The organism is Clostridium sp. LIBA-8841, assembly GCF_057782475.1.
Window position 1 is genome coordinate 1,081,175 of record NZ_CM173488.1, and the last position, 24,781, is coordinate 1,105,955.

26 protein-coding genes are annotated in these 24,781 nt (G+C 26.5%); 22 read left to right on the plus strand and 4 right to left on the minus strand.

Annotated elements, in window-relative coordinates; translation table 11 throughout:
• Window positions 1–122: 122 nt before the first annotated feature.
• From AC2A4K_RS04600 to AC2A4K_RS04610, 3 genes are all read left to right on the plus strand, one after another.
• Complete coding sequence (locus AC2A4K_RS04600; protein ID WP_322504141.1) at window positions 123–878, plus strand: ABC transporter ATP-binding protein; 756 nt, start codon at window positions 123–125, stop codon at window positions 876–878.
• The gene (locus tag AC2A4K_RS04605) at window positions 878–2,968 is read left to right on the plus strand and encodes an ABC transporter permease (protein WP_322504140.1); all 2,091 of its coding nucleotides are present in this window, start codon (window positions 878–880) and stop codon (window positions 2,966–2,968) included. The genes AC2A4K_RS04600 and AC2A4K_RS04605 overlap by 1 nt, the downstream gene beginning before the upstream one ends.
• Window positions 2,969–3,271: 303 nt before the next feature.
• Window positions 3,272–3,607, plus strand: a complete 336-nt coding sequence (locus AC2A4K_RS04610; protein ID WP_322504321.1) for a YmaF family protein — start codon at window positions 3,272–3,274, stop codon at window positions 3,605–3,607.
• Window positions 3,608–3,752: 145 nt separating this feature from the next.
• On the opposite strand, the gene AC2A4K_RS04615 is transcribed toward AC2A4K_RS04610, so the two are convergent.
• Together AC2A4K_RS04615 and AC2A4K_RS04620 are read right to left on the minus strand one after the other, a co-directional pair.
• Entirely contained in the window at window positions 3,753–4,403 is a 651-nt protein-coding gene (locus AC2A4K_RS04615; RefSeq protein ID WP_322504139.1) for a glycosyltransferase, read from the minus strand.
• Window positions 4,404–4,646: 243 nt separating this feature from the next.
• Complete coding sequence (locus AC2A4K_RS04620; RefSeq protein ID WP_322504138.1) at window positions 4,647–4,856, minus strand: DUF3955 domain-containing protein; 210 nt, start codon at window positions 4,854–4,856, stop codon at window positions 4,647–4,649.
• A 183-nt stretch (window positions 4,857–5,039) separates the two neighbouring features.
• Here AC2A4K_RS04620 and AC2A4K_RS04625 point away from each other — a divergent pair, with 183 nt between their 5' ends.
• Window positions 5,040–5,342, plus strand: coding sequence for a hypothetical protein (locus tag AC2A4K_RS04625; RefSeq protein ID WP_322504137.1), 303 nt, complete (start codon window positions 5,040–5,042; stop codon window positions 5,340–5,342).
• Window positions 5,343–5,565: 223 nt separating this feature from the next.
• Here AC2A4K_RS04625 and AC2A4K_RS04630 read toward each other — a convergent pair whose 3' ends face one another.
• Complete coding sequence (locus tag AC2A4K_RS04630; RefSeq protein WP_322504136.1) at window positions 5,566–6,129, minus strand: TetR/AcrR family transcriptional regulator; 564 nt, start codon at window positions 6,127–6,129, stop codon at window positions 5,566–5,568.
• Between the two features lie 291 nt (window positions 6,130–6,420).
• Here AC2A4K_RS04630 and AC2A4K_RS04635 point away from each other — a divergent pair, with 291 nt between their 5' ends.
• The 13 genes from AC2A4K_RS04635 (at window position 6,421) to AC2A4K_RS04695 (ending at window position 19,815) form a co-directional block, all read left to right on the plus strand.
• Window positions 6,421–7,122, plus strand: coding sequence for an ABC transporter ATP-binding protein (locus AC2A4K_RS04635; protein ID WP_322504135.1), 702 nt, complete (start codon window positions 6,421–6,423; stop codon window positions 7,120–7,122).
• A gap of 16 nt (window positions 7,123–7,138) precedes the next feature.
• Window positions 7,139–10,537, plus strand: a complete 3,399-nt coding sequence (locus AC2A4K_RS04640) for an FtsX-like permease family protein (protein ID WP_322504134.1) — start codon at window positions 7,139–7,141, stop codon at window positions 10,535–10,537.
• Window positions 10,538–10,679: 142 nt separating this feature from the next.
• Window positions 10,680–11,582, plus strand: a complete 903-nt coding sequence (locus AC2A4K_RS04645; RefSeq protein ID WP_322504133.1) for a GNAT family N-acetyltransferase — start codon at window positions 10,680–10,682, stop codon at window positions 11,580–11,582.
• A gap of 192 nt (window positions 11,583–11,774) precedes the next feature.
• Window positions 11,775–12,788, plus strand: a complete 1,014-nt coding sequence (locus AC2A4K_RS04650; RefSeq protein ID WP_322504132.1) for a DUF4932 domain-containing protein — start codon at window positions 11,775–11,777, stop codon at window positions 12,786–12,788.
• 464 nt (window positions 12,789–13,252) lie between these two features.
• Window positions 13,253–13,405 carry a zinc-ribbon domain-containing protein gene (locus AC2A4K_RS04655; RefSeq protein WP_003479686.1) on the plus strand — a complete coding sequence of 51 codons (153 nt, stop codon included), beginning with the start codon at window positions 13,253–13,255 and terminating at the stop codon, window positions 13,403–13,405.
• A 395-nt stretch (window positions 13,406–13,800) separates the two neighbouring features.
• Window positions 13,801–14,352, plus strand: coding sequence for a VanZ family protein (locus tag AC2A4K_RS04660; protein WP_322504131.1), 552 nt, complete (start codon window positions 13,801–13,803; stop codon window positions 14,350–14,352).
• A gap of 214 nt (window positions 14,353–14,566) precedes the next feature.
• Window positions 14,567–15,022, plus strand: coding sequence for a GNAT family N-acetyltransferase (locus tag AC2A4K_RS04665; protein ID WP_322504130.1), 456 nt, complete (start codon window positions 14,567–14,569; stop codon window positions 15,020–15,022).
• Window positions 15,023–15,312: 290 nt separating this feature from the next.
• The gene (locus AC2A4K_RS04670; protein WP_322504129.1) at window positions 15,313–15,534 is read left to right on the plus strand and encodes an ATP-binding domain-containing protein; all 222 of its coding nucleotides are present in this window, start codon (window positions 15,313–15,315) and stop codon (window positions 15,532–15,534) included.
• 19 nt (window positions 15,535–15,553) lie between these two features.
• Complete coding sequence (locus tag AC2A4K_RS04675) at window positions 15,554–15,955, plus strand: GNAT family N-acetyltransferase (RefSeq protein ID WP_322504128.1); 402 nt, start codon at window positions 15,554–15,556, stop codon at window positions 15,953–15,955.
• A gap of 260 nt (window positions 15,956–16,215) precedes the next feature.
• Window positions 16,216–17,022 carry a MerR family transcriptional regulator gene (locus tag AC2A4K_RS04680; protein ID WP_322504127.1) on the plus strand — a complete coding sequence of 269 codons (807 nt, stop codon included), beginning with the start codon at window positions 16,216–16,218 and terminating at the stop codon, window positions 17,020–17,022.
• A 116-nt stretch (window positions 17,023–17,138) separates the two neighbouring features.
• On the plus strand, window positions 17,139–18,074 hold the full coding sequence (locus AC2A4K_RS04685; protein WP_322504126.1) for an ABC transporter ATP-binding protein: 936 nt from the start codon (window positions 17,139–17,141) through the stop codon (window positions 18,072–18,074).
• A gap of 9 nt (window positions 18,075–18,083) precedes the next feature.
• Window positions 18,084–18,821: an ABC transporter permease gene (locus tag AC2A4K_RS04690; RefSeq protein ID WP_322504125.1), complete on the plus strand. Its 738-nt coding sequence runs from the start codon at window positions 18,084–18,086 to the stop codon at window positions 18,819–18,821.
• 13 nt (window positions 18,822–18,834) lie between these two features.
• A complete protein-coding gene (locus AC2A4K_RS04695; protein ID WP_322504124.1) occupies window positions 18,835–19,815 on the plus strand; it encodes an ABC transporter permease in 981 nt (326 codons plus the stop codon).
• Here the strand turns inward: AC2A4K_RS04695 and AC2A4K_RS04700 are convergent.
• Entirely contained in the window at window positions 19,808–19,939 is a 132-nt protein-coding gene (locus AC2A4K_RS04700; RefSeq protein WP_488458839.1) for a hypothetical protein, read from the minus strand. The two genes, AC2A4K_RS04695 and AC2A4K_RS04700, sit on opposite strands and share 8 nt — an antisense overlap.
• Window positions 19,940–20,181: 242 nt before the next feature.
• On the opposite strand from AC2A4K_RS04700, the gene AC2A4K_RS04705 reads away from it, so the two are divergent.
• The 5 genes from AC2A4K_RS04705 to AC2A4K_RS04725 all read left to right on the plus strand — a co-directional run bounded on the left by AC2A4K_RS04705 (window position 20,182) and on the right by AC2A4K_RS04725 (window position 24,682).
• Entirely contained in the window at window positions 20,182–21,096 is a 915-nt protein-coding gene (locus AC2A4K_RS04705) for a Gfo/Idh/MocA family protein (RefSeq protein WP_322504123.1), read from the plus strand.
• Between the two features lie 518 nt (window positions 21,097–21,614).
• A complete protein-coding gene (locus tag AC2A4K_RS04710; protein WP_322504122.1) occupies window positions 21,615–22,610 on the plus strand; it encodes a serine hydrolase domain-containing protein in 996 nt (331 codons plus the stop codon).
• A 94-nt stretch (window positions 22,611–22,704) separates the two neighbouring features.
• Window positions 22,705–23,103: a DUF6602 domain-containing protein gene (locus AC2A4K_RS04715; protein WP_322504121.1), complete on the plus strand. Its 399-nt coding sequence runs from the start codon at window positions 22,705–22,707 to the stop codon at window positions 23,101–23,103.
• A gap of 171 nt (window positions 23,104–23,274) precedes the next feature.
• Complete coding sequence (locus AC2A4K_RS04720; RefSeq protein ID WP_322504120.1) at window positions 23,275–23,502, plus strand: hypothetical protein; 228 nt, start codon at window positions 23,275–23,277, stop codon at window positions 23,500–23,502.
• A 184-nt stretch (window positions 23,503–23,686) separates the two neighbouring features.
• Window positions 23,687–24,682: a Gfo/Idh/MocA family protein gene (locus tag AC2A4K_RS04725; protein WP_322504119.1), complete on the plus strand. Its 996-nt coding sequence runs from the start codon at window positions 23,687–23,689 to the stop codon at window positions 24,680–24,682.
• Window positions 24,683–24,781 lie beyond the last annotated feature (99 nt).

Sequence of the window (24,781 nt, forward strand, 5' to 3'; positions counted from 1 at the left end):
AAAACTTTGGATTTCCTTTTATAATAAGGATATAAGTTAAGAGTTAGTTTTAAGATATATTGATTTTTAGCTAACTCTTCAGACTTACTTAAAAGAGAATTTAAGAAGAGAGGTAAATATATATGGAAATTTTAAGGGTAAATAATTTAACTAAGGTTTATAGTTCATACAAAGGAGCAAAAGAAGTTAATGCTTTAAAGGGATTAAATTTAACTGTAAATAGGGGAGAGTTTGTTGGAATAATGGGACCTAGTGGTAGTGGGAAAACAACATTATTAAATATACTTTCAGGAGTTGATAAGGCGACATCAGGAAAGATTGTTATTAAAGATAATGATATAAGCAAGTTTAAGAAAGATAAATTAGCTTTATTTAGAAGAAAAAATGTAGGATATATATTTCAAGATTTTAATCTTTTAGACAGCTTAACATTAGAAGAGAATATTGCACTACCTTTAATATTGGATAAAAAAAATCCAAAGGAAATGGAAAAAAGTGTAGATGAGCTTATGAAGTTCTTTCATATTGAGGAATTAAAGAAAAAATATCCATACCATATTTCAGGTGGACAAAAGCAAAGGGTTGCAGCTGCAAGAGCTTTAATAAATAATCCAGCTATAATATTTGCAGACGAACCAACAGGAAATTTAGATTCAAGATCAGCTAATAGCATAATGGAAACCATAAAGAAAATGAATGAAGAAATTGAAAGCACAGTTTTAATGGTAACTCATGATCCTTTTGCAGCATCTTTTTGTAAGAGAATTATATTTATTAAAGATGGAACTATAAAAATGGAAATTACATCTGATGGAAACAGGCGAAAGTTTTTTGATAAGATTTTAGAAGTACAAAGTGTTATAGGAGGAGAGAACTAATGAAATTTTCTTCTATAATACAAAAAAACTTTATGCATAACTTAACAAAATATATATCATTTTATTTTGTTAATGCCTTAATTATAGCAATGCTTTTTATGTATGGAAGCTTAATTTTCAATGATGCTATTATAGCTGAGATAGGTAAGAGTTCATTATATGAAACGGTTAATATGGCATTATTAGGAGTAGTTTTATTTTCTATAGTTTTTATTACTTATACAAACATGTCATTTCTTAAAAATAGGGGTAAGGAATTTGGAATGTACTTAACTTTAGGAATGACAACAAAAGATTTAAGTAAATTAGTGTTTATAGAGAATTTGGGTATAATGATAGCTTCATTAATTACGGGAGTATTAAGTGGTGCGTTATTTTCAAAGCTATTTTATATGGGATTAAATAAAGTTTTAGTAGGAACTGATATTCCATTTATATTAAACTATAAAAGTTTTTTACTTAGCATAGGTATTTTTTCAATAATATTTATAGGTAACTTTATCTTCAATATGCTTTATATAAGAAGAGTATCTATAATAGATGCTATAAAATCCTCAAAGAAAAAGGAAGTTGGAAAGTCAAATATATTAGTTGGAATTCTATCATTAATAGTATTTGCTATAGCTGCCTATTGTTTACCAAAGACATTATTAAAAGAAATGTTTAAAGAACAATCATTTATGATAGGAGTATTTGTATTTTTAACTTTAATATGTCCATATATGATAATAGGATCTCTTATTGGGGTTATTAAAGTTGTATTTTCAAAGTTTCCTAAATTATATAATAATAACTTACTGGTATTATCAAATTTATCACATAGATTTTTAGGATATAAGAATTTAATATATATGCTTTCCTTATTAATAGCAGGATCAATGTTCTTTGTAGGGTTTAGTTATTCAGTTTATTCTTCAACAAGAGATATGGTAGATTTAGAAAATCCTTATGACATTATGTTTATTGAAACTGAAAAGTATAATAAGGTTTCAAAAGAAAAAATTGAAGAGGCTATAGCTAGCAATAAGGGAGAAGTAGAAAATTATAAAGTTTTAGAATATATTGAAGCGCCTATGTTCAGAGCGGAAGAAGAAAATCAAATCTCTCTTTATGATGATAACCAAAGTATTATAAGTGAAACAAATTATAACAAACACATGGGAACTAATATTGATGTAAAGCCTGGTGAAGTAATATATGCAACTGTATATAACGAAACCATGAATTATACTCCACAAACAGTTACTTTTAGTTTAATGAATGAAAATGAATTAGAGAAGGTTAGAGAGGTTTCTGAATTAAACGGATATATATTATCAACAGAAGAGTTTAAAAGTTTATCTCAAAGTAATATTAATTTAGAATTTAATGGTGAAAAAATAAAGTGTGAAAAGGGAGTGCCTTTTACTAATATTAGACATTCTAACTATTATGGATCTGGAAAAGCCTATATAGTTGATGATAAAGAATATGAGATATTAGAGTCAAAGGTATCAAAAGAAGATTTTAAGAAATTTCATTTAATGAATGTAAAAAACGGAGACAAGGAATTTCAAGGGGTAATTAAATATTTAAAAGATGAGAATGGGTTAGATGATTCTTATTGGAATCAAGGAGACTTATGGGGAAAATATGAAAAGGGTGAAAGAGGAGAAAGAGAAGCATATAGACCAATCTATAAAGAAGAAATAGTAAGAATGAGATTAGATGAGAATGGTATGATGCTATTTACGATGATATTCATAGGAATTTTATTTGTAATAGCTAATGGTATAGTTTTATATTACAAAGTCTTATCAGATATTGGAGAAGAAAAAGAGAGAATCACTTCATTAAATAGAATAGGAGTTCTTTCTAAGGAGATAAAATCAATTATAAGCAAAGAGCTTGCAATAACTTTCTTTATGCCAATAATATTTGGAGGAGGATTAGGTTTATATTACTTATATGTAATGAATTCTAACACTGAGATTGTTTGGTTGCTTATGAAAAAGTGTTCATTAGTATTAATTATAATATGTATTTTACAATTAGTATTTTATTTTATCAGTAGAAGAAGATTTATAAAGGAATTAAATGTTTGGATGTAAATATTATTTTAAAAAGAACTATACCTTAAATTAGGTATGGTTCTTTTAGTATTAGTAGTGATTTTATCCATTAAATGACTAATTACTACATAATTCTAAATAACTTTACAAAATATAAGAACAAATATAGTGAATGTTTTCATAACATATAGTAAGAGATTTTTTAGCGGAATTTCTTAAATATATAGTATGTAGGAGATATTTAAAATGGGTTATCAAAATTATAAGTGTCAAAGAGATTATAATGACTGTAGAGATGATAATGACTGGAGAGATAATAACGAATGTTGTGTGAAATGTTGTATGAGATGTTGTAATGAAGAAAGACAGACACATGTTCATGAATTTGAACAAAGTGTTAAATTAGCAGAAGAAGGCGATGATAGACATAACCATCGTACTGCAGGAGTTACAGGTGAGGTTATACCAATACATGGTGGAAAAAACCATGTTCACAAAATTAACACTAGGACAGACTTCCTTGATCATTTTCACCAAATATGTGTTTTAACTGGTCCTGCAATTAGAATACCAGGTACTAATAAGCATGTCCATTTGGTGTGTGGAAGAACTAGTTGTAATGATGGTCATTTTCATCAGTTTCTTTTCACTACTCAAATTGAAGCACCTTTAGTATAAACTTCATTAAAATATATAAATATTTATTATGTCTAAAAATATGATTGTTTATTTTATAAGGTTATATTAAGGTTAATAATAAAGATTACTGAGGATTATGTAATTTATTACATAATCCTCCCTAAATATACTTAGTATTTATTAGTTATTTAAATTTTTCAGGAAACTGCTTTATTATTCCATCAGTAAGTATATCTGCAAACTTAATCATGTGATCTTCACCTTGGTCAAAGGCTGTAATGTCTGCATTCCAATCTTTATTTAATCTAGCTACAACTTGAGTTGCAATAAAATCCAAATGTTCATGGAGCATATCTTTTAGAGTTTTATTTGAATAGTTTGGATTAGCGGAACTTAAAAAATCAGCTATTTGGTCAGCATTTTCATACCATAACTTATTATATTTTTCAAAATCAGCTTCATTTCCACTTTTAGCGGCACCAACAACTTGTTCGGCAAGTTTTATATGTTCTCTCAATAGAGTGGCAAGTTTATTTCCAGCTTCTTCTCCATAGTAAGGCTTAATTGAATTTCCAATATCATCTTGGTTTTTAAAAAGTCTTTCTGATACAGCACTGCTATCTTCAAGTGAAGCTAAGGCACTTACAATATCACTTCTAGTCCATAGAACATGATCTATCCAAAGTCTTCTTTCTGCCATTCTTAAATCACAAGTAGCTTTGTTATAAGGTATATCTTTACATTCTTTATTTTCTAAAGCCTGAACTTTAACTGGTGCTAAGATTAAAGAAAATAAAAATAATGGGAATAATAAATTTTTAAAAAGTTTCTTCATTAATACATACTCCTTTATTCAGTTTATTTCGATTTTATTTTGTTCAAGGTAGTATATATATATACATAAGTAGTATTTATTTTATTTAAATAGAAACCATAGTTTTATAATATTCATTAAGTATTGTAAAAAGAAAAATAACTTAAATTGCGAAAACATAGAAATTGAAAAATTAGAAGAGATAATTGAAAATAAGTAATAGTTTTGATTTAAACTAAAGAAATAAAAAAAGAAATCCTTAACTTAGGATTTCTTTTTTTTATATAAAGTGAAAATTCCCTTGGTAGCAATTGCTATTATTCCTATAAAAATAAATAAATAACCAATAGGTATTAAAAAGAAGTATGGTTCATAAAGAAATCCATCTGGTAATACTGTACTTGGTGCTAAAGAAGAACCTATAAAGCAAAATATTCCTAAAATAAATGGTAAGATATAAAATAATTTTTTCATTGATAAAATCTCCTTTCAATTTATAACTATATAATAAATCACAATCGAAGATAAATCAACAAAATTTTATTGTTTTTCGATAAAAATATATTATTAATAATAATTGAGCATAAGTTAAACGTTGATGTGGTTATAATGATATAGTATAATTAGATGCAAAAAAATATGTTTGGAGTAAATATTATGTCATTAGAAAAGATGTTTGAAAAAGAACTTATTAAGAAATGTGAAATAGCAGAAAAAGAGTGTGCTTGCACTCAAAAGAGACTTTTATTAACAATAGAAAAGTTTGGTGGAGTAAGAACAGTTCAAGAGATTTTACGTAAAGGTAGGGTTTCAGATGGATTTGATAAATTACAAAAGGCAAACCGTTTAGATCTTACAATGGAAGCTACTATTGTTGAAAGTAAGTATAGTGAACTTTTTACAGACGATGAAGTAAATAGTTGTCACGAGCTACTTTGTGAATATGGATATTATAAATAAAGGCTCTTTAGGTTGGTGTTAATTTAAAATAGCGCCTAAATAAAAAAAGAGACCGCATAAAAACTTATTAATAAAACTTATAAAATAACTACAATGTAGCTAACGTTCCATTGTATAAGTTCAAGAATCTAAAACAAAATTTAGACTTTCACTTAAAATTCAGTAATTCTCTGAATGTATTTATAAGTTCTATTAAGTTATTTGGTGCGGTCTTTTTTGTTTATTAAAAGCTTTGAATATTTACTTGGTTTATACCATTAATTATTTGAACAAGTTCACTAGGAGACTCGGGTAAACTATTTTCTAACCAAGTTTCAATAATTGAAATACAACCTCCAACAGAATATCTCATATAGTAGTTAGCAATTGTCTTATTAGTTAGACTAGGATTATTAATTATTTGCCCTATATCTATTTGATTTGCAATATTTAAAATACGATTCAATATGCTACTGTCTCTTTGATTACAAAATAGCACTTTACATAAATCTTTATTTTCTTTAATTAATTCAAGTACTTTAAGAAGTAATAAACTATTATATTCTTCTACTGGAATTTCTTTTATGTATCTTAAAATTTGATCAAATAATTCATCTTCCATAGACTGAAGTAAATCAAAAGCATCTTTGTAATGAGTATAGAATGTTCCTCTATTAATATCTGCTTTTTTGCATATATCAGTAACAGTAACTTGATGGATTTCTTTAGTTTTAAGTAATTCTATTAAACTTTCCTTAATCACTTTTTTTGTATATAAAGTTCTACGATTTCCCTTAACACCTGCCATATTATAAATCTCCTTTTAATTTATATATTTTAAGAAGTTGTTTGTCTTAAGATAAAAATCAACACTCACTTAGAATATAGTTTGGATAATTTAATGTTAAATGTTATTAAATGAACAAATTAACCTGTAATGTGTATTTAATAACGTTAAGAATTTATGTGATTATTGTTAATAAATCCTTCTTAATTTATACTATTTATTGTAATATTAAATGAACAAAGTGTCTATTTAATAACTTTAAGTATATAGTAATTTTTTAAAAATGCAATAGATAGTTATTGGAGGTATAAGATGGCATATATAGATGTAATTGATGTATATAAAAGATATAAAATTGGAGAAAACACCGTTGTAGCTAATAATGGCATTAACTTTTCTATTAATAAAGGAGAGTTTGTTGTTATTTTAGGACCAAGTGGTGCAGGAAAATCGACTACACTTAACATTCTAGGCGGAATGGATAGCTGTGATGAAGGTAAAATAGTTATTGATGAAACTGATATATCTAAATTTAGTAATAGAGAACTTACTAAGTATAGAAGATATGACGTTGGTTTTGTATTTCAGTTTTACAACTTAGTACAAAACTTAACTGCAAAAGAGAATGTAGAACTTGCCACTCAAATTTCAAATAATGCATTAGATGTAGATAAAACTTTAGAGATAGTAGGGCTTGGACATAGAAAAGATAACTTCCCAGCACAATTATCTGGTGGAGAACAACAAAGAGTTTCTATTGCTAGAGCCATTGCAAAAAATCCAAAACTTTTACTTTGTGATGAGCCAACAGGTGCCTTAGATTATAGTACAGGTAAGCAAATTTTAAAAATACTACAAGACACATGTAGAAAAATAGGAACTACAGTTATAATAATAACTCATAACTCAGCAATAGCACCTATGGCTGATAAGGTTATTAAGATTAATGATGCAAAAGTGAGAAGTGTTGAGGTTAATCCTAATCCAATCTCAGTTGAGGAAATAGAATGGTAGGAGTGAATTGTTTTAGATGAAGGCATATAAAAAATCTATAGTAAGAGAAATTCTATCATCAAAAGCCAGATTCTTTTCTATAATGGTAATTATCTTTTTAGGTGTTGCCTTTTATTCTGGAATAAAATCAGCAGGTCCAGACATGAATAGAACTATAAATAGTTTCTATAGTAGTCAAAATCTTATGGATAGTAAGATTGTATCAACCTTAGGATTAACTGATAAAGATTTAAATCTACTTAAGAATAATGACAAAATATTAGATTATTATGGTACTCATAGCATAGATGCCAATCTTACTAACATGAGTAATGTAGTTAGATTCATGGAGTATGATGGAAAAAGTAATATAAATAACTTTGTTGTTTTAGAAGGTAGATTACCAGAAAAAAGTGGTGAAATAGCTTTAGATGAAAGAGCATTTAAGTTAAATAAGGACTTAAAAATCGGTGATGAGTTTGTAATTGACACTGATGAAGATACAATGAAGAACTTTAAGGAGAATAAGTTTAAAATTGTTGGAATTGTAAAAAGCCCAATGTATATTGAAAAAGAGTCAAGGGGAGCAACCCCTGTTGGAAAAGGAACTATTGATTATTTTGGAGTATTAAATAGCTCTGACATAAAAATGAATGCTTATACTGAAATATATGTAAGATTTAAGAATGTACAAGGTCTTGATGCTTATGGAAATGAGTATAAAAATTTAATGGAAGAAAACAATAATTACCTTGAAGATTTATATTCTAATAGAGGAGTAGAAAGAGTTGAAGAAATAAAAGCAGAGGCTCAAAAGGAATTTGACAAGGCTTATGAAGAGTTAAATGAGAATGAAAACTTGCTTTTAGATAAAGAAAAAGAATTACAAGATGGAAAAGCACAGTTAGCTGAAGGGAAAAAACAATATAATGAGAAAAAGTTAGAGTTTGAAAATGGAATTAAATCTGGAGAAGCAAATATTCTAACTGGTGAAAAGAAAATTGAAGAAGGGCAAGCTGAGATTAACAAACAAAAAGCCAATATTCAAGAGGGAGAAAGTCAGTTAAATAAGGCTAAGGATACCATTGATAATAGTAGACAAGAATTTTTAAATCAGGGAATTAATCCAGATGAAAGTACAAGTGAATTACAAGGTAAGGTAGAAAATCTAAAAAAACTATCTGGAACAATGACTTTACTTTCTAGTGATATAAAAAATACAGTTAAAAACCTTCCAGAAAATGAACCAATACCTGCTGAGAAAATTCAGTATTGGAAAGGGATAATAGCTAACTTAGGATCAAGTGAGTTAAGTGGAGCATTAGAAGGATTAGAAAAGAATCCTGAAAACAAAAATATTGCTATGGGAATTGCTGCTTCCTTAGATGAAAGTGTTAAATCAATTAATGATAATACTTCAAAATTACAAGTATTATTAGGTGGAATCACTAAATATCAAGAGGGAAAATCACAGTATGAGAATCAATTAGCAGTATTTAATGCTGGAAAAACTAAGCTTGAAGAAGCTCAAAAGCAATTAGATAATAGTAGAGCTGAATTAGCTAAGGGAAAAAAATCTCTTGAAGAGGGAAAAGTTACAGGAGACAGAGAGCTTAATAAGGCAAAGACTAAGTTAGATGAATCAGAAGCTAAGCTAGCAGAGGGTGAAAAAGCCATAGCTGAAAATAAAGAAAAGCTAGCTGAGGGAAGAAAAGAAATTGAAGAAAAAGAAAAGTCAACTTTAAGTGATTTAGGTGAATGTAACTATTATGTATTTGATAGAACTGACAATCCAGGATATTCAGGATATAAGGATTCAATTAATAGTTTAGATAGCATTGCATCAGTGTTACCAGTATTTTTCTTTATAGTAGCAGTCTTAATTTGTTTAACAACAATGACAAGGATGGTAGAAGAAAAGAGAATAGAAATAGGTACTATGAAGGCTTTAGGATATGGTGATTTTAAAATATCTTTAAAATTTGTAATATATGCAGCATTAGCAAGTATATTAGGATGCATACTAGGAATATTAGTTGGAAGTAATATTTTACCGAATATAATTAGTAGTGCTTATGAAAGTGTATATAACTTACCAAAAGTAACTACATATTACTATCCATCTTATATAATTCAGGCCTTAGTAATATCAATACTATGCACAGTTGGAGCAGCCTTATTTGTTGTAAGAGTTGAATTAAAAAACAAACCATCTAACCTTATGAGATCAAAGGCTCCAAAGTTAGGTAAGAAGATATTAATAGAAAGAATTACACCATTATGGAAAAGATTGAACTTCAATCAAAAAGTAACTCTTAGAAATCTTTTCAGATATAAACAGCGTATGCTTATGACTATCTTTGGTATTGCTGGATGTATGGCACTTCTTGTTACTGGATTTGGACTTAAGGATTCAAATAGTGGAATGGTAGAAAAACAATTTGATAAGTTATGGAAGTATGAAACTATGGTAGTCTTTGGGGATAATCCTACTGAGGCAGAGATTCAAAAGTATAACGATACTTTAAAAGAATTACCTGGATATGAAAGTAACTTAAGAATGCACCAAGAGTCAGTAACCTTTAGTAAGGAAGGCATGAATAAGCAAACAGTTAGTCTTTACGTACCACAAAATAAAGATGAATTAGATCAGTTTATAGTGCTAAATGATAGGGTTTCAGGTGAAAAATATGAGGTGCCAAATGAGGGCGTTGTAATAAATGAAAAGTTAGGAAAACTTTTAGGAGTATCTGTAGGAGATACAATAACATTTAAGGATGATGATAACAACCCTCATGAGGTTAAAGTAGAAGCAATAGCAGAAAATTACCTTATGCATTCAATGTATATGTCACCATCATATTATGAAAAAGTATTTGGAAAGAAACCTGTATATAACACAGATCTTTTAAACTTTGATAAAGATAAAATGAATAAAGATGAAATCTCTTCAAAACTTATGGAATGTGAAGATGTTGTAAATGTAACAATGACATCACAAATAGAAAAGACAACAGAAGAGTCAGCAGCTAACATGAACGTAGTAATGTTAGTAATAATCTTATCAGCAGGATGTCTAGCTTTTGTAGTACTATACAATCTAAACAATATAAATGTATCAGAGCGTATAAGAGAACTATCAACAATAAAAGTTCTTGGATTCTTTGATGATGAAGTAACAATGTATATATTAAGAGAGAATATAATATTAACCTTATTAGGAATACTGGCAGGTTCAGCCCTAGGAAAGATGCTACATGCCTTTATAATAAGAACATCAGAAACTGATACAATGATGATGTACCCTAAGATATTTATAACTAGTTATATATTTTCAGCGTTAATAACTATACTTTTCACAGTGATAGTTATGATACTTATGCATGTTAAGTTAAGAAAAGTTAATATGATTGATGCATTGAAGTCAAATGAATAAGGATTTAGTAAGTCATAAGCTATCTAGCTTATGGCTTATTTTTATTTAAGAATAATTTATTAGATCGAATAATTTAATTAATAGTAATAAAATATTAATTAAAGATATTAGAGTAAAGTATAAAGAAAAGGATGGAAGAGGTATGAGTGGTTATATAGATATACAAGGCAAAAAATATCTTTATAAAGTTGATTATAAAGGTAATGAAATATTGAGAAATAGTTTTAATGAGTTGGCTGAAAAAACATTTGGTATTAATTTTGAAAAGTGGTATAAAGAAGGCTATTGGAGTGAAAGTTATATACCATATTCTTTAGTTTACAATAACAAAGTTGTTGCTAATGTTTCTGTAAGTATTATGGACGTAATGATTCAAGGAAATGAGAAAAGATATATACAAATAGGAACCGTTATGACAGATGAGGAATTTAGGAATAAGGGATTAAGTAGATTTCTTATGGAGAAAATCATAGAAGAATGGGAAGATAAATGTGATTGCATACATCTTTATGCAAATGATAGTGTTCTTGATTTTTATCCTAAGTTTGGATTTGAAAAGTATAATGAGTATCAATATTCAATAAATAGGGTTAAAGAAAAATCAAAAGAAAAGGTAAGAAAACTAAATATAAATGATACAAGTGATAAAGATATTTTTACTGAGATTATTAATAATAGAATTTCTATATCCAAGCTTCATGTTAAAAATAATAGTTTTCTAATAATGTTTTATTGTTTAGATTTCATGAAAGAAAATATATACTATATTGAGAATTTTAATACTGTTGTTATATGTGAATATGATAAAGATGTATTATATGTGCAAGAAATATTTTCAACACAAGAAATAGATTTAGATAAGGTTATTAATATGTTAATGAAAGAAGAAACTAAGAAAATAGTTTTAGGATTTACCCCTAATAATACAGCTTGTTATGAAGAGAACTTAGTAAATGAAGAGGATACTACATTATTTATAAGAGCTAAAAAAGAAGCTCCATTTAAAACAGAAAAGTTGATGTTTCCAATATTATCACATGCATAATAAGAAAGGTATAGATTAAATTCTATACCTTTCTTATTTATGTTTAGTTGATATTTTTACGATAAGTGTTAACAAATAAGAAATATTAAACAAATTATTGTTACTCAAAAGGAAAAATGAGTACTATAAAGAAATATTATGTAGACATAGAGATTAACATAAAATAAATTCTAATGGTAGATAGGAGAAGTTATGAGAGATGTAAAGATAGAAGTAAATAAAAATCTTGAACTAATGAATATAATTCTACTTACAAGCAGATATAAGGAAATTTTAAGTGAAAAGTTTGGTTTTAATGTGGATTTTGTAGATCACTCTAATGAAAAGTATATAAGGGATATAAAAGATTACTTTCAAAAATACTCTAATCATGAGATTTATAAAAAGTTAGAAGAAATGATTCAGAAAGGTTTTTTCTTGGGAAGACCTATGGTATTTTCTTTGGCTTTAGATGATGAAAAAGAGTCAGAATTTAAGTATGAATTGAGTGATTTCAATATAGAAATGAGTGGGGGAAAAGATAACTTAGAAGAGTTTAGAGTTTTATTTAATTCTTTTAAAGAAACTACAAAATTTGATGAGTTTTTTTCTAGAATTGAAGACTACTATAAAGATGATTTAGAATACTTTAGAAGTATTTTAGAAAAATATCATTTTATTAAGAAAATAGAAGAATTTACAGGAAAGAAAAATACTAACTATAATTTTGTTATGAGTAATTTATCTAAATATAACTTTGGTTTAGATTTAAAAAAGGATGAAGAAAAGTATATAAATGTTGTATTCAATTTAAGTATTTGGTTAGGAGATACGATTTTTGTTTCTAATGATTATGATATATGTAATCTGATTTTTCATGAGTTAAGTCATCCTATAGTAAATCCCCTAACTGAGAAAAACTTAGAATTAGTGAATGAACATAAAGGAGTATATGAAGAACTTGAAAAATATAAATCTACATTCTGTGGTTATGGTGATTGGGAAGAGTGTGTAAATGAACATATAGTACGAGCCATAGCAATACATTTAAGCAAAAAATACTTTAAGGATGATTTCACTAATAAAAGAATTGAATATGATTATAACTTAGGATATAGGTATATTAAAGGTATGATTAAAAAGTTAGATTATTATGAAGAAAATAAGAGCCAATACAAATCAATAGAAAGCTTTTACTCAGAGTTATTAAAAGCTTTTTTAGAATAATTAACAATGATTCGTATCATACTAAAATGAGTTTTTTATAAAGTTATTAGTATTACTGGAGTAGTAGCTATTTATTTCAGAAAGTACAGGACCATAAGCAATACTTAAGTATTAAGGAAATTAGATTCAATAAATATAATTATAATTGATAATTAGTAAAATATATAAGTAAAGAAGTATTCTAATCAGTGTATTAAATCTGGATATTTCAATATAGAAAGTATTGTTAACAATGAAACTGTACTTAAAATAAGGTAAAGATAATGTAGTTAAAGACAAAATATTGTTTTAATTTCAATTATTTATAAAAAATAATTGAAAAAAGGTTGCAATTAATTAAATACTATGTTATTATAAAATAGTAGCAGAGTTGCTAACAAAAAAGTTTCATTTAGGTAAATAGTTTCTCAAAAATTAGAGATTATTATATCAATTTAGAATCTTTAATTTTAGGAGGAATGTTTATGTCAGATAAAACATTAAAATGCAGAGATTGTGGAAGTGAATTTGTATTTTCAGTAGGAGAACAAGAATTCTACAAAGAAAAAGGATTTGAAAATGAGCCAACAAGATGTATATCTTGTAGAAGAGCTAAGAAAGAGCAAAATAGAAGATAATTTTAGGTTGTTATAGGTTGTAGTTTAAACTACAACCTTTTTTAGTATAAAAAAATAAAATAACTATTGTAAAAACCTTACTTATAATACGGAGAACCGTATCATAAGTAAATGAGGTTTATAGTCTTAACTATTGATATTACTTGGTTAAGACTATTTTTATGTATGAAAATAACGTGTCATAAGTAACAGGAAATAATTAGTGTTAAGAGTGGTTCTTATAGTAGTTAATTAAATGTGTATTATATAATTTAGATAAGATTATTAGTATATTAAGATTATAGAATATTGGAGTTGTTATTAAGAAAAAATATAATATTAATATATAGACTTAATGAATAGAAAATATTTATATATTTAGGAAAGAAATTAGAATTTGACGGAGGTAAAGTCATATGAAGAAATTCAACTCGTTTATGCTGTTTGGCATTTTTCTTTTGCTGTATGCTCTTCTGTGTTCTTATGCATTGATTTTCAAGTATGTTTCACCATTAGAACTGTTCAGCTCAAACAGAGAGTATATTCGAAGCGCTAATGTAATACCATTTCACACTATATACAGCTATTTGTCAGGTATGCTGAACGTTCCTCCAATTGTTGTTGTAAGTAATATACTTGGAAATATCATATTGTTTGTCCCTCTAGGAATTTATTTACAGTTATTAAAGAAAAATAAAAAAATATGGATAAGCATAATGATTGTATTCTTAATTGCCTTGTTTGTTGAAATGTTTCAGCTTATTTTGGGACTTGGTGCTGCTGATATTGATGATGTTATTCTTAATTGTTTAGGTGGCTTAATTGGAATATTAATATATATAGGGTTGTGTAAATTCTTAAAAGATGAGGAAAAAGTTCGTACAGTTATTGTATTGTTAGGGTTTATTGTTATTTTAATTCCGATTTTGGTTACAACTATATTGGGTTTTCGGTTTCGATTAGGTTAATATTTTTTATGAAATATGTTTTGACCAAAATAAGTATAATGTAAGGTTATAGATTTTAGTTTAGATAATAGATAAATATAATTAGAACATTAAGAAACATCACTTACTACTATTACGGAGAACCATATCACAAGTACGGATATATTTTATATAAAAAATATTTAAGATAGTCTTAGCGGTCTAATACACGAGATATTTGAAGGAGAATATTTGAATGGAATTAAAACTACGTAAAGCTAAAGAAAATGAAGCAACATTTTTACAAAATTTTGCAAAAGATATTATCAATAAAAATTATAGAACTTTTCTTGGAGATGATGCAGTAGACTACTTTATTGAAAGTGGAGCATCAGATGAGTATATGTTAGAAAACATAAATGATACAATAGTAGCTTTATTGCAAGATCAGATTGTTGGAATATGTATATGTAAGGAAAATCTCATTGATTTAATAATGGTTCATAGTGAAATGCATAGACAAGGAATTGGAAGTGATTTTATGAATAGAATTAGTGAGGAACTTTTAAAAACATATGATAAAATTTACTTGGAAAGCTTTGAAAATAATTTGAAGGCAAATAGTTTTTACTATAAGAATGGGTGGAATAAAGATAAAATTATATTTGATGAAGAAGTTGGAGCTAATAAAATATATTATTCTAAATATTAAAGAGGTTTTATTAATATTGATATTATCATAAAGAGGAATTTCAAGATATTTAAAGATTTTTTAGAATAATAAATGTTAAAGCGTATCTGATGAGAACTAAAATAAGTAAAAAGAATAATTAAAGGCCAAAAATAACTAACTTTTTAGATGAAGAAGATATAAATGAAAGAATCATTGAAAAGGTACAAGCTTACAAAGGTGATGGTCATAATTCCATAGGAATAATAACAAAAAATATTGAAGAAGCACATAGAGTATACAATCATTTAAGGAATAAAATTGACGTTAAAATGATTGTAAATGAGGATGATGAATATATTAATGATATTTTAGTTATTCCAGCATACCTTGCTAAGGGGTTAGAGTTTGATGTAGTTATGATATATAATGCTAGTGACTTAATGTATAAGGATGAAGATGATAGATTGCTGCTCTATACAGCGTGCACAAGAGCACTTCATATTTTGGATGTATTTCACTTAGGAAATATATCACCATTATTAAAATATTAAGCTATTATTAGGGGGAAATATGGGAAACTTAGTTTTTAAGGAAGATTTTATTCCAAGAGATAAAGATATATTATATTTATATAATGATGTTGGGTGGAGTTCATATACTAAAGATATAGATACATTAATGAAATCAATTGAAAATTCATTAAAAGTAATAACCGTTTGGGACAAGGCTTTATTAGTAGCTCTAATAAGGGTTGTAGGAGACGGACATTCCATAATTTATATTCAAGATATTTTAGTATTACGAAAGTATCAAAATAAGGGAATAGGAAAAATATTGGTAGAAATTATTCTAGATAAATATAAAAATACTAGGCAAAAAGTACTTTTAACAGATAAGCAGATAAGACTATTTCATTTTATAAAAAGGTTGGGTTCTCTATGTCAGAAGAATTTGGATGTGTGGCATTTGTAAAATTCAGTAAGTAAATTCTTTTTCATAACAAGTCCGTTTCATTAAAGACTAAATTATATCAATATACTTATTTGATTATTTTGTAACAAATATTAACAAAGAAAAAATGATGAAGTGATATAGAAGGAAAAGAGTTGTAATAAAGAAATTATATATATAGATATTAATATAAAATAAGTGTAAATGTAAAAAGAATAATATAAATGCTCTTGAACTTAGTTAATAAATATTATTTCTGAATTATAAAATAGGGGGCTAAAATGTATACAATTGGGCAAGTTGCAAAGTTTTTGGGGATATCACGGGATACTTTAAAGTTTTATGAAGAGAAAAATCTAATTAATCCAATGCAAGATGAAGAGAATGGATATAGGAAATATAATGTTATTGATATTAATGAAGTAATAACAATTAATTTTTATAGAGATATAGATATAGAAGTTAAAAAGATACAAGAAATTAAAAAAAGTGAGAGCTTAGATACAATAGAATCTATATTAGATGAGAAACAACAAAAGCTTAAAGAAGAAATAGAGTATAAGCAAGTACTTCTAAAACGTATAGAGGGTATTAAAGAAAATTTTGAATCTATAAAAACAAGCTTAAATAACATGAATATCAGAGAAATGAAGCCAATAGTAATAACAAGTGAAATAAATATGAAAAAGGACGTTGCAGAGACTTATGGTGAAATATTAAATAAATATGATTATTCTATAAGATTAAAAAAAGCTGTAAGTTTATCTGGAATTTCAAGAATAGTTTATTTTAATAATGAAGCGATAACAAAAGAGAGATATGTTTTCTATGAGAGAGTGTATGAGAATGTAGATGAGACAAGAGAAGTTATTTCTTATCCAAAGTGTTTATATATAGTAATAGCAATTCCTATAAACCATGAAGAAAGCACAGATAATATAGATGAAAAGATGGGAGCTGCTATTTTTGAAACGGCTAATGAACTTGGATATAAAGCTAAAGGAGTAGCTTTTATAAATTTATTATTTAATGGATATAAAGATAAAGGAAACATTCAATATTTAGAAGTATATGCACCAGTTGAGTAAAAGTGGATTTATGCCACTTTTATTTTTTTGAAAAAACTATTGACCTAGGAGTTACCCCTACCTTTAAACTAAAAAATGTAAAAAGAAATATTCAAATTAATATAAGGAGATAGTTATTGATGAATATATTAGAGGTTAATGGTTTAAAGAAAAAATATGATGATAAATATGTAGTTAAAGGGATTTCATTTGAACTAAAAGATGGAGAGATATTAGGTTTCTTAGGACCTAATGGAGTGGGAAAAAGTACAACAATAAATATTATTTCAACAGCATTAAGAGCTACTGATGGGCAGATAAAGTTTATGGATAAAGATATATTAGAGAATAAATTAACTTATAAATCTGCAATGGGAATTGTGCCTCAAAGCTTAGCTATATTTGAAAATATAAGTGCAATTGAAAATGTAAAATATTTTGCAAGTTTTTATGGGTTAAAAGGAAAAGAATTAAGAAAAAAATCAGAAGAAGCATTAGGTATGGTAGGCCTTTTAGATAGGGCAAAGGATTTACCAAAAACTTATTCTGGAGGTATGAAAAGAAGGTTAAATATAGCCTGTGCCTTAGCTCATGAACCAAAGATTTTAATTTTAGATGAACCTACAGTTGGGATTGATCCACAATCAAGAAATCATATTTTAGAGTCAATTAAGAAGTTAAGGGAAAAAGGAACAACTATTATATATACAACTCACTACATGGAAGAGGTTGAAGCCATATGTGACAGAGTTCTTATTATGGACGAAGGAGTAATAATAGCTGAAGGAACCTTAGATGAGTTAAAAAACAATATAGAAGAAGGTATTGTTTATAGTATATCTGGAGATGAAATTGAAAATATAGAAAAAACAATATTTGATTCAATGGAAGGAATAAATAATGTTGAAGTGAAGGAGTCATTATTAATAAGCACCATGAAGGATTCTAATAACCTAGATAAAATAATACTAAAGCTTATTGAAGAAAATGTAAAAATTAAAAGTATATCAACAGAAGAAGAAAGTTTAGAAACTGTATTTCTAAAATTAACAGGAAAATCTTTAAGAGATTAGGTGAATGATATGAATATGGTAAATATGATAAAATTTCAACTAAAATTGATATGTAGAAAACAAGTAATGTTTATGACATTTTTTATATATCCAGTATTATTAACAGCAATTATAGGATATTTAACCCAAGGTAGTTTTGGTGGAGGCTTATCATCTTATGAATATTATTCAATAGGAATGATGATATTTATATTTACAAGTTCAGGACTTGCTAGTTCATATAATTTCTTTGATGGAGATGTAAAAGCAGGAAATGTAAGAACTATGTTTACTCCAGTTAAGAATCTAGAAATATATCTTTCACAAATAATAAGTGGAACAATTTATTCTTCTTTTGCTGTTATAACAACAATGATAATTTTTAATCTTTTATTTGGAGTAGATTATAGCGGAAATGAAGTTTTAATATGTGTTTCATTTATAATACTTTCTTTTATGTCAAATGCATTAGGAATGTTTCTATGCACAGTGATGAATAGTATTGGATTAGTAAATGTTGTTTTTAATATAGTACAATCTGTTTTATGTGTAATTGGTGGAGCATTTTTCTCTTTAGAAGCTTTAGGGGAAGTACCTGCTATGATATCAAGAATATCACCAGTAAAGTGGCTTATGGATGGACTTCTAAATAGTATGTATGACAATAATAATTTTCTTCTTTTTATAATAATGGGAGTTAATATTCTTCTATCAATAATATTAATTGGAGTGCTATCTAGAACTTTTAAAATTGATAAATATTTATAATGGGGTAATGGGTATGAGAAATATTTTATTAATAGCAAAAAATAATTTATATAGATTTACAAAAGAGAAGGTAATGATGATAATGGTAATTATAGTAATGCCAATAATAATTTGCTTAGGGGTGTATTTTAGTAGTACAAATGATATAAAAGGTAAAATAGCTGTTGTAGGAGCTACTATAGAAGAAAAAGAGATAATAGAAGCTAATATGAATGATAATGAAAAAGTGAAAATAGAGTTTATGAAGAACTCTCCAAGTAAAACTGATCTTATAAAAGGAGTTTATTTAGCAGAGATAAACTTTGATTCAGATGAACCTAATGTAATATCTTATGGAAAAGAAGAAATAAGAAAGACTTTAGAAGTAGGATTAAATGGAGAGGTTTATGAGAAAGTAGATGATAGAACAACAGTTCAAGGAAAGGTAATTGGATTTCTAATAATGTTTCTATTTATGGGAGCTACTACAATGATAATGGACTTTTTCTTAAGTGATAGAGAAAATGGCACTTACACTAGAGTATTAAGTGGAAAAATATCTTACTTTGAATATATTGGTGGACAAATATTATACTCTATAATAATTTTAAGTATTTCAAGTACAATTTGGTCAGTTTTAATATTGAAGGTTTTAAATGTGAATTTAGATATAAGTTATTCATTATTTATGTTTTTAGTATTATTAGTTGGAATATTAAGTAGTAGCCTTGGAATGTTTATAGCCACAATTTTTAAAGATAGAGTATCAGCATCAATGGGTGGATCAATAATAGTTATGATAACTTGTCTTTTAGGAGGATGTTTAGTAAATATTGATAACACGAATAAGGTTATGGGATTTATAAGAAATGTTTTACCTCAAAAAAGAATGATAGATTTAGCTAATAACTTTAATAATGGAGATTTAATCTTTGTAATTTGCTCTATATTGATTTTTATTTTAATAAGTGTAATCTTAGGAAAAAGACAATATGAAAATGGGACTTTTAAATAATGTAAATTAATCTTCTTGACTTTACCCTTACAGGAATGTGTATGATTAAATAAAAATAGCAATTAGATTTTAAAGGCTTTAATTCTAGCAAATCTTTTTCAGTTATATCAACAAAATATTCCATAACACATAACCCCCTTATACAGTTATTTAATTATATAAATATTTTTCCAATAAAGGTTTTAAAAGAAGATTGTTTTAAAAATTTTTAACAATATAAAATAATTTAAACCTCTTATTAAAGATTAAGTATGAAATAGATAATGGTTCCATAAAAAATATTGGCAAAGAGCGAAATTGACAATTTAAAAATTAAAATTCTATAATAAATATAAAACATTGTTAAGGTAAGAGGTATAATTTATTATGGGAAAATTAAAAGTTGGAATGGTGGGACTTGGAGGAATAGCTCAAAAAGCATATCTTCCAATATTATCAAAAACTGAAAAGTTTGAATTTGTAGGAGCATTTACTCCAAATAAAGAAAAAAGAAATCGTATTTGTAATGAGTATAGAATAAAAGAGTTTGAGTCTATAAAGGATTTAGCTAAAGAGTGTGATTCTGCATTTGTTCACACATCAACTGAATCACATTATGATGTTGTTAAGGAACTTTTGGAACTAGGATTACACGTTTATGTTGATAAGCCATTAGCATCTACAGTAAAAGAGGGAGAAAAGCTTATAGAATTAAGCAAGATTAAAAACTTAAAACTTATGGTTGGTTTTAATAGAAGATTTGCGCCTATGTACAAGCAAATAAAAGATGAAGCTGGTGATATTATTTCAATTAATATTTGTAAACATGCATCAAACTCTATTAGAGACACACATTTTAGTGAAACTTTAATAGATGATTATATACATGCCATAGATACTGCTATATGGTTAGCAGATGGAAATGTTGAAATAAGTTATGATGAATTATTAGTAAATGATAATAAAAGCTTAATTTTTGCTAATCATAAATTAAAAAGTAAAAGTTTTTCAATATCAACTTCAATGAATAGATTTGCAGGAACTAAGCTAGAGCAAGTAGAGATGCTTTCTTTAGGAAAAATTCAAAGGGTTAAAAATCTTAATGTTTTAGAAGTTGAGTGTAACAATAATATAACAACAACTACTAGTGGAGCATGGGTTAACATTTTAAAACAAAAAGGATTTGAGGATATAGTTAATCACTTTGTTGATTGTGTTGAAAATGATTTAGAGCCTATTACTAGCGGGGAAGAAGCTTTAAAGGCTCAAAGACTTTTAGAACATATAATTAATTTATATTAAAAGATAAAAATATTTAAAAGCTATTTAGAAAATAGATTAAAATGCTTAAAAAGATACAAATAAAAATTTATATATCGTTAGTAATATTAAATATACTAGCTAATACAGCTAGTATATATTTTTTTATAAAAAGTTAAAATTAAGGTTCTAGTTTAGGAAAGTGTTGATTTTTAATTAAATTTTTAGACGTAACTTAAAAAATAAAGTAAAGAATAATTGTATTATTTTCTAAATTATGGTATGTTAATGTTATTAAGTAAAGAAGAGGTGTTGAAATGATTAAGTAATCTATTTTTGAAGGACATAGTAGAATTTTTACGTATATTGTATACGTTTTATTGTGTTGCCAAATTTAGATTATATCATGGATATGCTTAATTTAAAATTATAGTATATTTTATTTGTGTACGTCTAAAAATCATTTGGCAACAGATGGTTTTTTATTTTTGTATAAATATTTATACAAATAAAAAATATTATCTTTATTATTAAGTTAACTGTTGAAAGGTGATGATAGTATGAAAAACAACATGATAATTGAGTTAGTTGAAAATAAAATTAAGAGTATGAAGGAATTTTCTGGTGTTATTAAAATAAGTAAATCTAAAGGGATAATTTACAAAAAGGCTTATGGTTTTTCGGATATTGCAAATGAGAGGCTTAATAATATTGATACAAGGTTTGGAATAGCATCAGGAGCTAAGTTGTTAACAGCAATTTCTATATGCAAGTTAGTTGAACAAGGAAAACTTAAATTTGATTCATTGTTAAAAGAGTATATAGATTGTGATAATTTTGATGAAAATGTAACAGTAAAACATTTATTAACTCACACTTCAGGGTTACCAGATTATTTTTATGAAGATTTTACTGAAATAATTACTCCTATGTATATGTTGAAAGAACCAAAAGATTTTCTTCCTCTTATGATAATGCAAAAAAGTATATTTAAACCAGGTGAAAAGTATCAATATAATAACGGAGGATATGTAATTTTAGCCTATATAGTTGAAAAAGTAAGTGGAATGAAATTCATTGATTTTGTAAAAGAATATATTTTTGATGTTTTAGGAATGAATTCAAGTGGATATTTTAGTATGGATATGTTGCCTAAAAACTGTGCTTACGGATACGAAGAAAACAGTGAAGGAATGTTAAAAACTAATATATTTTTAATCCCCATAATTGGAGGAGGAGATGGTGGAGTTTTTGTAACAGCTAATGATATAAGTAAGCTATGGGATGGATTATTGAACTATAAGTTATTAAATAAGGACATTACTAATGAATTATTAACTCCACAAGTATATGTTGATAACGATGTATATTACGGGTATGGTATCTGGATAGTAAAAAGAGATGATGGTGTTTATAAATATTATATAAATGGTGGAGACCCTGGTGTTAGTTTTGAATCAACAATATATCCTCATGAAGAAATGGAAGTGACTATACTAGGAAATAGAAAGTTTAATATCTATGAGCTATTAATGTTAATAGAAAATATAAATTAGATAAGGAATAAATTTGTATGAATAGTAGTACTAAAGAAAATTTTTAAGAGAATGAATATAATTAAGATAAATTTTAAATTAATAGGAGTTATATATGGCAATAACTAAATACTATGAATTAGTAGCAAATAAACTTAATAAAAGAGCAAATGATATGGGAATCAGTTCTAGCACAAATAGATTATCAGCCGATGAAAATAGAGAATCAGTAGGAAATTTTTTAACTGATAATATACCTAATGCTTTTAAAGTAGATTTAGGTTATACACTTTCTATGGATGGTGAGTTTTCAAACCAAGAAGAATTGCTTATTGTAGATTATATGTTTAATTCTCCGCTATTTTTAGATAGTAAAAATAAGGTTTGGTTAGCTGAATCTGTGTATGCAATGATAGATGTTAGATCAAAACTTACAGATACAGAATTAAAGGATACAATAGCAAAATGTAGAAAATTTAAGCAAATAAGGAGATATTATCAATCAATTTCATAAATACCTAGAGTTAAAGATTCATTATTTATTATATGGGGACAGGATGGAAGTTCACCTGAAACAATAAAAAGTAACATACTTGAAGCATTAAAAGATATTTCAATAGAAGAACAACCAGATTTTATTGTTGTACCAAATTCAATGATAGTAACTGGTGGATCTTATAGAAAGATGTCACAGTTTGGTCAAGAAGGAAGCCAACTAAACCAAAGAGTAATGTCTGATAACCCAGGAAAAAGTTATCAGGATATATTTGAAATATATGAATTCACAAAATCAGAGAATAGTATTCTGATGTTTTTAACATGGCTAACATCTTGGCTAAAAGTTGCAGGATATAGAAGTGCTCCTATAGAAGCTTATTTAAAAAATTCTGAGATAGCTGGAAATTTGATTTAAAATGAAAGTTGTTTTTAAACTTTCATAAATATAAAACCTATCTGTATATCCATAATAAGCTGATTTTTTTATTAAAAATAGTATAATAGGAGATAACAATTGATTTGAATCGAAGACAAAGAGACATATTAAATATAATAGTATTGAAGAAGGATAAAATTATCAATTGATAGGAGGACTAATAATGAAACTGGCTATTATTGGAGCAGGAATGATTGTTAAGGATTTTTTAACTATTGTACCAAAGTTAGAAGATTTAGAATTAACAGCAATTTATGGTAGAGAAAGCAATAAGGATAATCTAAATGAACTTAAGAATAGATATGGTATTATGGATGTATTTTATGATTATGATGAATTGCTAAGTAGTGATATTGATACTGTATATATTGCATTACCCAATAACCTTCATTTTGAATTTTCTAGAAAAGCATTAGAAGCTAATAAAAATGTTATTATTGAAAAACCAATGACATCAAATTATGAAGAAGCATTAATATTAAATAAATTAGCTAGAGAAAAAAAGTTATTTATTTTTGAAGCTATTACAAATCAATACTTACCTAATTATAAAAAAATCAAAGAGTTACTTCCAAAATTAGGTGAAATAAAAATAGTTCAGTGTAATTATTCACAATATTCTAGTAGATACGATAGTTTTAAAGAAGGTGTTGTACTACCAGCCTTTGATCCAAACTTTTCTGGTGGAGCATTAATGGATTTGAATATTTATAATATTCATTATGTAGTTGGATTATTTGGAAAGCCAAATAATGTTGAATACTATCCTAATATGGAAAGAGGTATAGATACATCTGGAATATTGATATTAGACTATAAAAAGTTTAAATGTGTTTGTATTGGAGCAAAGGACTGTAAAGCGCCAATTGCAAATAATATTCAAGGGGATAATGGATGTATATATCAAGATTCACCAGCTAATGTTTGTAAGAGTTTCAAATTGTTAATGAATGATGGAACTAGTTCTTTAATTAATGTAAATAATTATGAGCATCGTATGGTTAATGAGTTTATTGAATTTATAGATATTATTAAGAAAAATGATTTAGATAAATGTTATGAAATGCTAGAGCATAGTTTAATAGTGAGTGAAGTTCAAACTATTGCAATAAAAAAAGCTGGAATCGTATTTAATGATGTTAATAATAAAGAGATTTAATTTGCATAGCATGTTTTTTAGGGATGGCGAAAGTAATCCTTTTAATATTGAACTAATTATAGCCTTAAATAAAATACTTGTAAATGAGGATAGACTTGA